The following is a 13,486-nucleotide window of genomic DNA, read 5'->3' as shown; positions in this document are numbered from 1 at the left end:
AGAGATGAAAATAAATAACAAAAAAGTTGTAATTGTTGGAGCTGGAGCCGTCGGGAGTACTTATGCTCATAACTTAGTTGTTGATGATTTAGCAGATGAAATTGCAATAATAAATACCAACAAAAGTAAAGCTTCAGCCAACAGTTTGGACTTGCTTCACGCGCTTCCTTATTTAAATGCAGCTCCTAAAAATATTTATGCTGCTGATTATTCAGATGTTTCTGATGCAGATATTGTTGTTTTGTCTGCCAATGCTCCGTCAGCAACTTTCGGAAAAAATCCAGATCGCCTACAGTTATTAGAAAATAATGTCGAAATGATTCGTGATATAACTCGTAAAACAATGGATGCAGGTTTTGATGGTATTTTCTTGGTCGCATCAAATCCAGTTGATGTCCTTGCCCAAGTTGTTGCAGAAGTATCTGGCTTGCCTAAACATCGTGTGATAGGAACAGGAACGCTTTTAGAAACTAGTCGGATGCGCCAAATCGTTGCTGAAAAACTCCAAATTAATCCTAAAAGTATTCATGGATATGTTTTAGCTGAGCATGGGAAATCAAGTTTTGCCGCTTGGTCAAATGTGACAGTCGGTGCGATTCCATTAACAACGTGGCTCAAAAAATATCCTAATCCAGAGTTTCCAACTTTCGATGAAATTGACCAAGAAATCCGTGAAGTAGGCTTGGATATCTTTATGCAAAAGGGAAATACCTCTTACGGAATCGCTGCTTCATTAGCTCGTTTGACAAGAGCAATTTTTAGAAATGAAAGCGTGATTCTACCAGTTTCTGCCTATTTGACAGGAGAGTATGGCCAGTCCAATCTATATACAGGAAGTCCTGCAATTATAGATAGAACAGGTGTTCGAGCGGTCTTAGAGTTAGAATTAACTCAAGATGAGCAAGAAAAATTTAAAGCTTCAACGGTTCTTCTTAAAGAGAATTTTGATTCAATTAGAGAAAAATGTACTTTGTAAATATAATAAAAAGAATAAAGAAATTTATTCTTTTTATTATACAAAACAATGAAATAATATTTCAAAATAAAAAAAGATTAAATTGATACTTGAAATAATAATTCTTTTAAGTTATAATGAATACGTTATCAGGAAATAATATTTCGGAAGGATAAAAAATGTACGGTTTTTCAATTTTTATGAATAGGGACTTGAATGAAAAGGACTATTTATATATTGACAAGATGACTAATCATGGTTTTAAAGGGATTTTCACATCTATGCATATTCCCGAGGATGAAGCAAGTCTATATAAAAAAAGGCTAATAGACTTAGGAACAGCTGCTAAAAAGAATCATTTGAAACTTATGATTGATATTTCAGGTCAAGCTTTAGAAAAAGCTGGATTTTCTATTGATAGAGTAGAAGAACTTCAAGAACTTGGAGTAACTGGTCTCAGAATGGATTATCATATCAGCAATGAGACAATTGCGCAAGTTAGTCAAAAAATGACTGTCAGTCTAAATGCCAGTACAATCAGGCAAGAAGATATTGATGAGTTAAAAGAAAACAAGGCAAACTTTAATCAGCTTGAAGCCTGGCACAACTATTACCCAAGACCAGAAACAGGCCTTTCTCGGGAGAGCTTTCTTAGAAAAAATGAATTTTTGAAAAGAAATTCATTTAAAGTTATGGCCTTTATTCCGGGAGATGATTCTCTACGCCATCCTTTATATGAAGGATTACCAACCCTTGAAGCGCACCGCTATCAACATCCACTCTCTTCCTTACTTGATATGGAATCTATAAATATAGATCATATTTATGTCGGGGATGGAGGCTTAAAAGCAAGAACAGCTTGGCAGATTAACCAATATCTTCAAGAGGGGGAACTTGTATTGCAAGCAACCCAAGCAACAAGTGATTTTGCTAAAGTTCTCGGTGAGCATGAAAATAGACAAGATGATGCTAGAGATGTGGTCCGCAGCGCTCAGGCCCGCTTCAATGAAATTTCTGAAATAAGTCCAGAAAATACAATTGAGAGAAAAAAAGGCTCAATTACTATTGATAATTTTGAATATGGTCGTTATATGGGCGAAATTCAAATTACTAAAAGGAATTTGCCAGCAGATAAAAAAGTAAATGTTATGGGAAATATTATTAAAGAAGATTTAGAACTTATTTCTTTTATTGGCCCAGGACAAAAATTTAAAATAGAAAAAGAGAAAAATAATGATTGATTTATCAACACTAACAACAGAACGACGAAATAACGAAACTTTTAACCTTGACCAAATGACTGTCGCAGAAGCGCTTATTAAAATGAATAATGAAGATAAAAAAGTTGCTTTTGCAGTTGAAGAAGCACTTCCAAGTATTGAACCAGTAATTTCATCAGCGATTGAAGCTTTTAACAAAGGTGGCCGTTTGATTTATATGGGTGCTGGAACAAGTGGTCGTTTAGGTGTACTTGATGCCGCTGAATGTGTCCCAACCTTTGGCGTACCAGCTACACAAGTGATTGGTTTAATTGCCGGTGGTGACAAAGCAATGACGGTTGCTGTCGAAGGGGCTGAGGATAGTCTTGAACTTGGAAGACAAGATTTGATTGATTTGAAGTTGAATGAGAACGACCTTGTTTTAGGAATCGCTGCCAGTGGTCGGACTCCATATGTAATTGGAGCTTTAGATTACGCTAAAGAAATTGGTGCTAAAACGGCAAGCCTTTCTTGCAATCTTAATGCTGAAATTTCAAAACATGCCGAATTTCCAATTGAAGTTGATTGTGGACCAGAATTTTTAACAGGCTCAACAAGATTAAAATCGGGAACAGCTCAAAAATTAATTTTGAATATGATTTCAACAATTTCAATGATTGGGATTGGTAAAGTTTATAATAACTTGATGGTGGATGTTAAACCAACAAATGAAAAATTAGTTGAGCGTAGTAAACGCATCATTATGCAAGCGACAGATTGTACTTATGAAGAAGCCGAAGAAAAATTCATTGAAGCCAATCAAGATGTTAAACTTGCAATTGTCATGTTATTAACTGATTGTGCAGCAGAAGAAGGAAAAACCAAGCTTGTTAGAGCAAATGGTTTTGTGAAAAATACTCTGAATTAAGAATTTACCTTATAAGGTAGGAGAAGGAGCAAAAATGGCAGAAGAAAAAATAGCTCGTATTGCACGAGAGATTTATGAAAATGTTGGTGGAACACAAAATGTAAAAAAATTGATTCATTGCATGACTCGTGTTCGGATGACCATTATTGATGATTCAAAAGTTAACTTAGCAGGTTTAAAGGCAATTGATGGAGTGATGGGTGTTGTTGAAGATGAAACACTACAAGTTGTCATCGGGCCTGGAACTGTAAATAAAGTTGCTCAAGCAATGGTTGAGACAGTTGGGGTAAGGTTAGGAGAAACTTTTCCAAGTGCTGAAGGTCAATCAATTGATGATTTAATGGCAAAAACAAAATCGGAAGCTAAAGAAAAATATAATAAGCCTTCAAAATTTAAAGCGGTTCTTAATACGATTTCTAAAATATTCGTTCCATTGATTCCTGCTTTTGTTGGTGCTGGTTTGATTGGTGGGCTAGCCTCTGTTTTAGGAAACTTAGTCACTGCTGGTACCTTAGATGCAGCAACATGGACCCAGTTTATTACCGTCTTAAAAATTATTCAATCTGGAATTTTTTCTTACTTAGCCATCTATGTCGGAATTAATTCAGCTCAAGAATTTGGAGCGACACCTTCGCTTGGTGGAGTTATCGGTGCGGTTTCCTTGCTCACAGGAATGAACCCAGAAGCGCCATTAAAAAATATCTTTAATGGAAGTGCACTTTCGGCAGGACAAGGTGGAATTATTGGCGTAATTTTCGCTGTTTGGTTACTATCGATTTTAGAAAAACAACTACGTAAATTTATTCCTGACTCAATTGATATTATTGTGACACCAACCATTGGTTTATTGGTCATTGGTTTTGCGGAGATTTTTGCCATTATGCCGGTAGCGGGAGTTATTTCTTCAAGTTTAGTCGGGGCAATTAACTTTATTCTTCAAGTTGGTGGTGGTTTCTCTGGCTTTGTTTTGGGTATACTTTTCTTACCAATGGTTATGTTTGGTTTACACCAAATCTTAACCCCTATTCATTTAGAAATGATTGCTAAAACGGGCTCAACACAATTATTGCCAATCCTTGCAATGGCTGGAGCTGGTCAAGTTGGTGCTGCGATTGCGCTTTGGCTTCGTTTGAGAAAAGATAAAGAATTTGTCGAACTTGTAAAAGGTGCTCTACCAGTAGGGATTTTAGGAATTGGTGAACCTTTAATTTATGGGATTACCTTACCACTTGGTCGTCCATTCATCACTGCCTGTATCGGTGGGGGAATTGGTGGTGCGATCATCGGTTCATTAGGTCAAGCTGGAGCCATTGCTATTGGGCCTTCAGGGCTTGCACTACTTCCACTTATTGCTAATGGTAAATGGTGGGTTTATCTTCTTGGACTATTGGGTGCTTATATTGGTGGATTTATTGCTACTTATCTTTTCGGTATTCCTAAAGATGCAAAAGAAAAAGCAGATAATTATGGAAAATCAGTCCAAATGGAAACTATTCAACCTACTTTACGGGTTGTGACAACTCCAGAATTTTCTAGTTCAACAATCGCATCACCACTTGAGGGAAATGTGAAAGAACTTTCTACAATTGAAGATGAAGTTTTCTCAAGCGGAATGTTGGGTAAAGGAGTAGCCATTGAACCAGATAATGGAGATGTCGTTTCTCCCGTCAATGGACTTGTTACGACAGTTTTTCCAACTAAGCACGCAATTGGTTTGACTAGTGATGACGGTGTTGAAATTCTTATTCATATTGGAATGGATACTGTTGGCTTAAATGGTGAAGCTTTTGAAAGTTTCGTTAAGCAAAATGACCGTGTCAAAAAAGGAGATTTACTGGTAAGAGCAGATCTTTCAAAAATAAAAGCGGCAGGTTTATCTATAATTACACCTGTGGTTATCACAAATTCTGATACTTATCGAGAAATCATTATCAGCCATGGTGGGAAAATAAGTAAAGGTCAAGAGATTATAACAGTTAAAGCATAAAAGTTAGAGGTTGGTTTATACCAACCTCTTTGTTATAATTAAAGAAGAACGGAGAGGTTAAATGGATACTTTACTTATCATTAGGCAAAATTATTCTAGCTTTACGACAGTTGAGAAAAAAATAGCTGACTATATTTTTGAAGTCGGAGAGAAAATGCTAGTAAAAAGTGCGCAAGAAGTGGCTGGAGAAATTGGTAGCTCCTCTGCGGCTTTAGTAAGATTTTCCAGAAAGTTAGGTTATGATGGATTCTCTCAGTTTAAACAAAAATTGAGTGCCTCGTATGCTGCTCATGTAGACGATGAAGAATACTACAAGGAAGTAAATGATTCAGAAACGCCTACTTCAATCAAGAATAAACTCAAAGTCCGGGTAAATCACATGGTAGAGACGACAAATTCTGCTCTATTGGATGATGAAATTATGGAAGCTGTGTCTTCAATTGATGATGCTGAGAATATCTTTGTTTTTGGAATTGGAGCATCTTCAATGGTTGCTCAGGACATTTTTCAAAAGTTTAGTCGAATTGGCAAGCAAGTTATCTTTATTCAAGATGCCCATTTATTTGTTTCCTCTCTTTCTGTTTCTAATAAAAAAACAATCTTCATTGGAATTTCAATGAAGGGAGAAACAAAAGAAGTTCTGGAACTCGCAGGCGTGGTGAAAAATATGAAAATCCCCATCATTGCAATTACTTCTCGGGGAAATTCAAGCTTAGGACAAATGGCTGATTGTATTCTTCATTCTGTTTCTGGTGAAGATTATCAAATGAGGACTGCTGCAACAATGAGTTTGATGGCTCAGCTTTATGTTGTTGACATTCTTTTTTATATGTATGTATCAGAGCATTTTACAGAAAGTTATGACAAGTTGGAAAAAACACGTGATGCTATAAAATTATTGGAAAAAAAGTGACAGGATTGAAATTTATTAGTGATGAGTTGATTTCTGCAATTTTTTTCACAATGTGATAAAATAGACCATGTAAAAGATGGACTGAAGTCCAAAATTTAAGAGGCTTAAACGCCCTATAAGGAGAATTAGAATGTCACGTAAACCAATTATCGCTGGTAACTGGAAAATGAACAAAACTTTGTCAGAAGCGCAAGCTTTTGTTGAAGCTGTAAAAAATAACTTGCCTTCATCTGATAAAGTTGAATCAGTTATCGGTGCACCTGCACTTTTCCTCGCTCCTATGGCTTACCTTCGTCAAGGTTCAGAATTGAAACTTGCTGCTGAAAATAGCTACTTTGAAAATGCTGGAGCATTCACTGGTGAAAACAGCCCAGCTGCTATCGTTGATCTTGGTGTTGAATACATCATCATCGGTCACAGTGAACGTCGTGAATATTTCCACGAAACTGACGAAGACATCAACAAAAAAGCAAAAGCAATCTTCGCTGCTGGAGCAACTCCAATCCTTTGTTGTGGTGAAACTTTGGAAACTTTTGAAGCTGGAAAAACAGCTGAGTGGGTTTCAGGTCAAATCGAAGCTGGTCTTGCTGGCTTGAGTGCTGAACAAGTTTCAAACTTGGTTATTGCTTATGAACCAATCTGGGCAATCGGAACTGGTAAAACTGCAACAAACGAAATCGCTGACGAAACTTGTGGTGTTGTTCGTTCAACAGTTGAAAAACTTTACGGAAAAGCAGTTTCAGAAGCTGTACGTATCCAATACGGTGGTTCAGTTAAACCTGAAACAATCGAAGGATTGATGGCTAAAGAAAACATCGACGGTGCCCTCGTTGGTGGAGCTTCACTTGAAGCTGATAGCTTCCTTGCATTGCTTGAAATGTACAAATAATTTTATAATTATGGGTTGAATGAAAGTACTGACAATTGCGTCATAGGATAATCGTTGCGAGTTCGCTTGCTTACGGATATGCTAGCAGTTTCTGTCAGTACTTTTTTCGTACATTTTTTAGTTTTTGTCATAGGATTGAAGTTTATAGTTCTGCTAGTATCTCTATCAGTAAAACTTTTGATAAAATAAAGAGATGACAAATTAATTAAGGGGAGAAAAATGTGTACCAGTTTTCAACTAAAGTCAAGTGACGGTGGATTGGTTTTTGCTAGAACAATGGATTGGCATACTTTTAATGCAGCTGCCCTTGTTCTACCTAGAAATTATGAATGGACAAGCGTTTATAACAATCAAAAAATGGTAAATCCATATGCTATACTTGGCGTCGGAAATAGCGAAATGAGATTACATGCTGATATTTCAGATGGTGTAAATGAATATGGTTTGGCGGCACAAAAGCTAACTTTTTCAAATCAGTCAGATTACGCTAAAGAAGCAGAGAAGGGAAAAGTTCAACTTGCTGCTTTTGAGTTTTTGCTTTGGTTGCTGGGGAATTGCCGTTCAATTGAAGAAGTTCGTCAGAATATTGATAATGTACAGTTGATGACTGATGAAAATGCAATCTACAAATTTGGACGTAATGATTTACATTTTTCTGCGACAGATCCAAGCGGACAAATGATTAATATTGAACCGCATGGTGGACGATTGGTCATTTCAGATAATCCAATTGGTGTGGTTACAAATGCTCCTAAATTTGAGAATGAAGTCGAGAAATTAAGGACTTATATGGATATCAATTTACTGACAGAAAGTGAAAATACTTCTGTCAGTAAAAATGAGGATAGTAATTCATCATTAGAAAATCTGTCAGTAAAAAATGATAATCCTAACCAAATTTCGACAGGAAGTTTCAATGGGAAACCAGTTTTTCCTGGAGGATTCACACCAACAGCTCGATTTATTCGAGCAGCTATTTACAAAGAAAGAGCGGTGTATCCTAAAGATGAGCAGCAAAATATTGTTGAGGCATGGCATATTTTAAATGGTGTTACAGTTCCAAAGTCTGAAGGCCGCTCCGGGACTTATACTGTTTATCGCAGTGCTGTGGAAGTGAACAGTCGCAGACTTTACTTACAAACGTATGATGATTTAAGTATACAAGTCTATCGTTTCCCAGATGAATTATAATCTTAAGATTTTGTTATAATGAAAACAAAATTATTTTAGGAGAATTTAATGCATCTCATCGTTATTTTAGGCGCACTTATTTCAATATCTTTTACAACTACTTATCTTATCGCTAGTCTGCGTGGTCGAGTTAAACCGAATAGAATTACTTGGTTAATTTGGGGAATTGCTCCATTGATTAGTACAGCAGCATCCTTATCAACTGGTGTTTCTTGGGCAAGTTTACCCGTATTTATGGCTGGCTTTGGTCCAATTTTAGTTTTTATTGTTTCATCATTTAACAAAGCAGCTTATTGGAGAATTGAAAGGTTTGATTATATTTGTGGTCTCGTTTCCATTCTAGCCTTAGTAGCTTGGTATTTGACTAAAAATCCTAATGTTGCAATATCTCTTGCGATATTATCAGATGCTTTAGCCGCATTACCTACCATGTTAAAAGGTTGGAAATACCCCGAAACAGAAAATGGTTTCTTGTTTTTAGGCAGTCTTTTTTCTGCATCTACAAGTTTTACAGAGATTCATCATTGGAATTTCTCAGAAGTTGCTTTTCCAATTTATCTCATCTTGCTTAGTTTGACAATGTTATTCCTTATTGAAGGAAGAAGAAAATACTTAAATTATAAAAAAGTACTTTGACAAGTACTTTTTTATAATTTAAGCCTTAAGATAGAGTACGATTCTAATGTGAAATTGCAAAATAAAGTAATTTATAATAAAATATAAAGATATAAACGTATTTTATATTTAATTTTTGTATTTTAAAATAATTAATATGATTTCAATTGGGAGACCTAAACTTTAATAAGATTTAAATGTTTTAAGCTCAATAAGTGAAATGTTGAAAAAGTTATGCGAAAGGTAACGAATGTGAGAAAATATCAGAAGGAAAATGTTTATGAAGCTTTCAATAAACGACTAGATTATATTTGTAATTATTTCGACCACTTAATTGTCTCCTTTTCTGGCGGGAAAGATTCTGGATTGATGCTAGAACTTGTTCATCGTTATTATGAAGAAAATAAACTTGCTGACAAAGAAATAGTAGTTTCTGTTTATTATCTTGACTATGAGGGAAATTATCAAGAAACCAAAGATTATATTGAACGCTCAATGGGGAAATATCCTGATTTTGATTATTATCATATTTGTATGCCTGTCTCTGCGTCTTGTGGAATATCGATGTCACAATCAACTTGGCTTCCTTGGGACCCTGAACATCCTGAACTCTGGCTGAATTCAGTTCCAGAAGGAGCAATACATCTTGAAAATCACAATTTTCCTTTTTTTGAAATAGGAATGTCTGATTATGATTTTCAAAGCAAATTCTGTCAGTGGCTTCATCAAGAAAAGAAAGCAGAAAGAACAGCAGTTCTTGTCGGAATCAGAGCTCAAGAAAGTTTAAATCGCTTTAATGCTGTGACACGTGATGAAACTTTTTCAAGATTTGGAACTACAAATTATAGTCATCGAATTTTTCATAATGTTTTCAATTTTTATCCGATGTATGATTGGTTGTTTGAGGATGTCTGGGTAGCAAATGCTAAATTTGGCTTTGATTATAATCATTTATATGATTTATATTTTCAAGCAGGAGTACCCTTTAAAAGTATGAGGGTTGCCAATCCTTTTCATCAATGTGGTGTCTCATCTTTGAAATTGTATCAAGCATTGGAGCCAGAGACTTGGGGGAAATTGATTGGTCGTGTCAATGGAGCAAATTTTGCGGCTATTTACGGTGGAACAATTGCTCTTGGTTATCGAGGAGTCAGTCTTCCTAAGGGGCATACTTGGGAAACCTATGTTGACTTTTTACTCAAGACATTACCAGAGGATATTCGAGAAGTTTATCTGAAAAAGTTCCAGAGTTCTCTGACTTACTGGACAAAAAATGGGGGAGCTTTGCCTCAGAAAGTCGTCAGTGAACTAGAAGAAACAAATTTGCAATTTGAAAATTTAGGTACTCCAAAAAATAATCGAAATTACAAACAGGAATATGAATTAGTTCGTTTCAAAAAATACCCTGATGATGTACCAATTAAAAATTTCAGATTAGTTCCCTCTTATAAGAGAATGTGTATCACCATTTTAAAAAATGATACTTCCTGTCAATATATGGGATTTGGTCAAACGAAAGATGAATTGCAAAAGAAGAAGGAGGCAATGAAAAAATGGGAGAGCTTTTTATAAGTCCAGCTTATCAAGTAAGACGGGTTCCAATTGAAAAGATTAGAGCAAATTCGTATAATCCTAATAAAACTGCGCCGACTGAATTTAAACTTTTAGAACGGTCGATATTAGAAGATGGTTATACCATGCCAATTGTCTGCTATTATGACAAAGAAAATGATACTTATGAAATTGTAGATGGTTTTCACCGCTATCTTGTAATGAAAAATTCTGAAATGATTGCGCAAAGAGAAGGGAACTGTTTACCCGTTTCTGTGATTGATCGCCCATTAGAAGATAGAATAGCCAGCACTATTCGCCATAATCGTGCCAGAGGGACTCATTCAGTAGAATTAATGACAGAAATTGTTCAACAATTGGTTGAAGCTGGTTTAAGTGATCGGTGGATTATGACAAATATTGGAATGGATAAAGAAGAATTACTAAGGCTCAAACAATTAAGTGGACTTGCCTCTTTGTTTAAAGGAGGAGATTTTTCACGGTCTTGGGAATGGGATAAAGAAGAATAGAGTGTAGTTAAAGCTACTCTCTTTTTTATCTATATTTTCCGTTTTGTAAAGTCAATTGCTATCCATAGGTGTGTTATAATAGGTCAAGTATTTGTGATTTTTATTGGTAAGATTAATTTTAGGGTTAATCCTCTCACTATCTTTCATTGAATAGGAAAAATTTTTGAAGGGATTTATAAATGTTGCAAAAACCTAATTCGGCTTATTTTCACATTCCTTTTTGTTCTCATATTTGTTATTATTGCGATTTTGCTAAAGTACTGATGACAGGACAGCCGATTGATGCTTATATTGAATCGCTCATAGAAGAATTTCAAAGTTTCGAGATAGAAAAATTAAGAACAATCTATATTGGTGGTGGAACGCCCAGCGTTTTATCAGCCCAACAACTTGAACGTTTACTGACAGCGATTGCTGAACAGTTAGATTTAGAAGTTTTGGAAGAATTTACTGTTGAAGCAAATCCAGGGGATTTATCAGATGAGGTTATTAAAGTTTTGGCTGATTCAGTAGTCAATCGAATTTCATTAGGTGTCCAAACTTTTAATGATGCTTTGCTCAAAAAAATCGGGCGGACACATACAGAAGTTCAAGTCTATGATTCAGTTGAAAGACTGAAAAAAGCTGGATTTGAAAATATTACGATTGATTTAATCTATGCTTTACCCGGGCAAACGATGGAGATGGTTAAGTCAGATGTTGAAAAATTTTTAGAATTAAAACTACCACATGTGGCTTTATATAGTCTTATTTTAGAGGATCACACAGTTTTTATGAATCGACAACGTCGTGGACTTTTACGCCTGCCAAGTGAAGATAAAAATGCGGACATGTATGAATATATCATGGATATTTTAGCTAAAAATGGTTATAATCACTATGAAGTTTCAAATTTTGGCTTACCAGGATTTGAGAGCAAACATAATATAACTTATTGGGATAATGAGGAATATTATGGAATTGGCGCTGGAGCGTCAGGATATTTAGCAGGGATTCGTTATAAAAATCTTGGCCCAGTTCATCATTACCTTAAAGCTGCTCCAACTGAAAAAAGGGTAAACGAAGAAGTTTTAAGTAAAAAATCTCAAATAGAAGAAGAAATGTTCTTAGGTCTTCGGAAAAAATCGGGAGTTTTGGTTGAGAAGTTTGAAAATAAATTCAAGTGTTCATTTGAAAAATTATACGGTGAACAAATCACAGAACTTATCAATCAAAAATTATTATATGATGATAGACAAAGAATCCATATGACAGACAAAGGTTTTGAGTTGGGGAATAATGTCTTTGAGAAATTTTTGCTCGATGATATTAATTTTTAATGCTATCGTGATGAATTTTTGTGAAAGTTATGTTACAATATAATTAATGAAACCTAAAATGAGACGTAAACTTAAAAAAATGGGAGCTTTTATCTTTACAGCATCCATGATTGCAATGATCGCCTTACTTGGTTTAGTACGAATTCGACCGGTAGAACCTCCTAAAAAAGCAGCAACTGAAAAAATTGTTGTAAATCATATTTTGGATGAGAAGGTTTTGGATTTGAACAAACCAGTTGTTGACCTTTCGGGTTGGCAACGTCCAGAAGATATTGATTACAACACCTTGAGTCAGCATGTGATTGGTGCGGTTATTCGTGTCAATGGTTCTTATGGTCATGCTGATAATTCAGCAAGCAAGGATGGAGAAGATACTGCCTATAAACAGCACATTAAAGCTTTCCAAGAGCGGGGAATCCCGACGGCGGTTTATGCTTTTGTGACTGGAGAAAACACTTCTGAAATGAAGAAGCAAGCAAGAGACTTTTATCGTCGGGCAAGCCCTTATAAGCCGACCTATTATTGGCTTGATGTCGAGGTAACCAATATGAAAAATATGAACCAAGGGATTGAGGCTTTTCGCTCTGAGTTGGAGAAACAAGGAGCTAAAAACATTGGTATTTATGCCCAAGACTGGTTCTTGCGAGATAATCAAATAAAAGTCGATAAATTTAAAGCGATTTGGATTGCTGCCTACGGACGAAATACAGGTTCTTGGGACGCTTCACCAGAAACGACTTTAAGCTATAAAATGCAACAGTTTACTGACCAGGGAACTTTACCAGGTTACTCGGGAAATGTTGATTTGAATATGGTTAATAACCAAACCAACTATAATGAATTGTTTAAAAATCAAAAATAAAATTTTTCTTCCAAGTTAATTTATGATTCTCTTGGAAGTTTTTTTATTAAGCCTTAAATAAATAAATTTGCTATAATAAATCAAAAAGCAATTAAGGAGTTCATGATGTCAGAGAAATTTACAAGACCAAGTAAAGATGAATATTTTAAAGAAATTGTCCAAGTGGTTGCAAAACGCTCAACTTGTAACCATGCTCAAGTAGGAGCTTTATTGGTCAGTCCAAATGGTCAACTTCTCTCTACGGGATATAATGGTGCGGTTTCAGGGATGCCACATTGTACAGATATTGGTTGTACTGAAGATAAATATGGACACTGTGTAGCAACGGTTCACGCAGAACAAAATGCGATTGCTCAAGCTGCTAAACATGGCGTTTCACCAGAAGGAGCGATTTTATATACAACTTTATTTCCTTGCCTTGCCTGCCTGAAATTAGTTGTTGCTGCTGGTGTGAAAGAAATTAAATACATTGATGAGTATCATGCTAAAGATCCTTATGAAGAATTATTGATTGATACTTTAGAAATCGCTTGTGAAAAAATTTAAT

At 35.5% G+C, this 13,486-nt stretch carries 13 protein-coding genes; all 13 read left to right on the top strand.

The annotated features are described in order from the left end of the window. Window positions 1-4: 4 nt before the first annotated feature. The 13 genes from LDP15_RS04080 to LDP15_RS04020 all read left to right on the top strand — a co-directional run bounded on the left by LDP15_RS04080 (window position 5) and on the right by LDP15_RS04020 (window position 13,485). Window positions 5-976: an L-lactate dehydrogenase gene (locus LDP15_RS04080; RefSeq protein ID WP_015426333.1), complete on the top strand. Its 972-nt coding sequence runs from the start codon at window positions 5-7 to the stop codon at window positions 974-976. A gap of 158 nt (window positions 977-1,134) precedes the next feature. Continuing rightward, the gene (locus LDP15_RS04075; protein WP_225513296.1) at window positions 1,135-2,196 is read left to right on the top strand and encodes a DUF871 domain-containing protein; all 1,062 of its coding nucleotides are present in this window, start codon (window positions 1,135-1,137) and stop codon (window positions 2,194-2,196) included. Further along, a complete protein-coding gene (gene murQ, locus LDP15_RS04070) occupies window positions 2,189-3,082 on the top strand; it encodes an N-acetylmuramic acid 6-phosphate etherase (RefSeq protein WP_015426335.1) in 894 nt (297 codons plus the stop codon). Before LDP15_RS04075 ends, murQ begins: the two co-directional genes overlap by 8 nt. Before the next feature lie 34 nt (window positions 3,083-3,116). Continuing rightward, on the top strand, window positions 3,117-5,069 hold the full coding sequence (locus LDP15_RS04065; RefSeq protein ID WP_015426336.1) for a glucose PTS transporter subunit IIA: 1,953 nt from the start codon (window positions 3,117-3,119) through the stop codon (window positions 5,067-5,069). 61 nt (window positions 5,070-5,130) lie between these two features. Then, on the top strand, window positions 5,131-5,982 hold the full coding sequence (locus LDP15_RS04060) for a MurR/RpiR family transcriptional regulator (RefSeq protein ID WP_015426337.1): 852 nt from the start codon (window positions 5,131-5,133) through the stop codon (window positions 5,980-5,982). 130 nt (window positions 5,983-6,112) lie between these two features. Continuing rightward, the gene (gene tpiA / locus LDP15_RS04055) at window positions 6,113-6,871 is read left to right on the top strand and encodes a triose-phosphate isomerase (RefSeq protein WP_015426338.1); all 759 of its coding nucleotides are present in this window, start codon (window positions 6,113-6,115) and stop codon (window positions 6,869-6,871) included. Window positions 6,872-7,090: 219 nt separating this feature from the next. Then, complete coding sequence (locus LDP15_RS04050) at window positions 7,091-8,062, top strand: choloylglycine hydrolase family protein (RefSeq protein ID WP_015426339.1); 972 nt, start codon at window positions 7,091-7,093, stop codon at window positions 8,060-8,062. A gap of 48 nt (window positions 8,063-8,110) precedes the next feature. Beyond that, window positions 8,111-8,698, top strand: coding sequence for a hypothetical protein (locus LDP15_RS04045; RefSeq protein WP_057720261.1), 588 nt, complete (start codon window positions 8,111-8,113; stop codon window positions 8,696-8,698). A 231-nt stretch (window positions 8,699-8,929) separates the two neighbouring features. Then, window positions 8,930-10,249, top strand: a complete 1,320-nt coding sequence (locus tag LDP15_RS04040; RefSeq protein ID WP_278216819.1) for a phosphoadenosine phosphosulfate reductase — start codon at window positions 8,930-8,932, stop codon at window positions 10,247-10,249. Next, window positions 10,231-10,758 (top strand): ParB/RepB/Spo0J family partition protein, encoded by a 528-nt coding sequence (locus LDP15_RS04035; RefSeq protein ID WP_015426342.1) that lies wholly within the window; start codon window positions 10,231-10,233, stop codon window positions 10,756-10,758. Before LDP15_RS04040 ends, LDP15_RS04035 begins: the two co-directional genes overlap by 19 nt. Window positions 10,759-10,937: 179 nt before the next feature. Beyond that, on the top strand, window positions 10,938-12,077 hold the full coding sequence (hemW, locus tag LDP15_RS04030; RefSeq protein WP_015426343.1) for a radical SAM family heme chaperone HemW: 1,140 nt from the start codon (window positions 10,938-10,940) through the stop codon (window positions 12,075-12,077). A 58-nt stretch (window positions 12,078-12,135) separates the two neighbouring features. Further along, complete coding sequence (locus LDP15_RS04025) at window positions 12,136-12,939, top strand: glycoside hydrolase family 25 protein (RefSeq protein ID WP_021464009.1); 804 nt, start codon at window positions 12,136-12,138, stop codon at window positions 12,937-12,939. A 105-nt stretch (window positions 12,940-13,044) separates the two neighbouring features. After that, window positions 13,045-13,485, top strand: a complete 441-nt coding sequence (locus LDP15_RS04020; RefSeq protein WP_021721810.1) for a cytidine/deoxycytidylate deaminase family protein — start codon at window positions 13,045-13,047, stop codon at window positions 13,483-13,485. The last annotated feature ends 1 nt before the right edge of the window (window position 13,486 follow it).

This window comes from Lactococcus sp. SK2-659 (assembly GCF_020218185.2).
GTDB lineage: Bacteria > Bacillota > Bacilli > Lactobacillales > Streptococcaceae > Lactococcus > Lactococcus lactis.
Note: the sequence above shows the minus strand (reverse complement) of the source record. Positions and strands in the feature narration are given on the sequence as shown.

Excerpts from the sequence above, each read along its gene's own strand:
- LDP15_RS04080 (WP_015426333.1), top strand. The coding sequence starts at position 5 with ATGAAAATAAATAACAAAAAAGTTGTAATTGTTGGAGCTGGAGCCGTC.
- murQ (WP_015426335.1), top strand. The coding sequence starts at position 2,189 with ATGATTGATTTATCAACACTAACAACAGAACGACGAAATAACGAAACT.
- LDP15_RS04050 (WP_015426339.1), top strand. The coding sequence starts at position 7,091 with ATGTGTACCAGTTTTCAACTAAAGTCAAGTGACGGTGGATTGGTTTTT.
- hemW (WP_015426343.1), top strand. The coding sequence starts at position 10,938 with ATGTTGCAAAAACCTAATTCGGCTTATTTTCACATTCCTTTTTGTTCT.
- LDP15_RS04025 (WP_021464009.1), top strand. The coding sequence starts at position 12,136 with ATGAGACGTAAACTTAAAAAAATGGGAGCTTTTATCTTTACAGCATCC.
- LDP15_RS04035 (WP_015426342.1), top strand. The coding sequence starts at position 10,231 with ATGGGAGAGCTTTTTATAAGTCCAGCTTATCAAGTAAGACGGGTTCCA.
- tpiA (WP_015426338.1), top strand. The coding sequence starts at position 6,113 with ATGTCACGTAAACCAATTATCGCTGGTAACTGGAAAATGAACAAAACT.
- LDP15_RS04060 (WP_015426337.1), top strand. The coding sequence starts at position 5,131 with ATGGATACTTTACTTATCATTAGGCAAAATTATTCTAGCTTTACGACA.
- LDP15_RS04020 (WP_021721810.1), top strand. The coding sequence starts at position 13,045 with ATGTCAGAGAAATTTACAAGACCAAGTAAAGATGAATATTTTAAAGAA.
- LDP15_RS04045 (WP_057720261.1), top strand. The coding sequence starts at position 8,111 with ATGCATCTCATCGTTATTTTAGGCGCACTTATTTCAATATCTTTTACA.
- LDP15_RS04075 (WP_225513296.1), top strand. The coding sequence starts at position 1,135 with ATGTACGGTTTTTCAATTTTTATGAATAGGGACTTGAATGAAAAGGAC.
- LDP15_RS04065 (WP_015426336.1), top strand. The coding sequence starts at position 3,117 with ATGGCAGAAGAAAAAATAGCTCGTATTGCACGAGAGATTTATGAAAAT.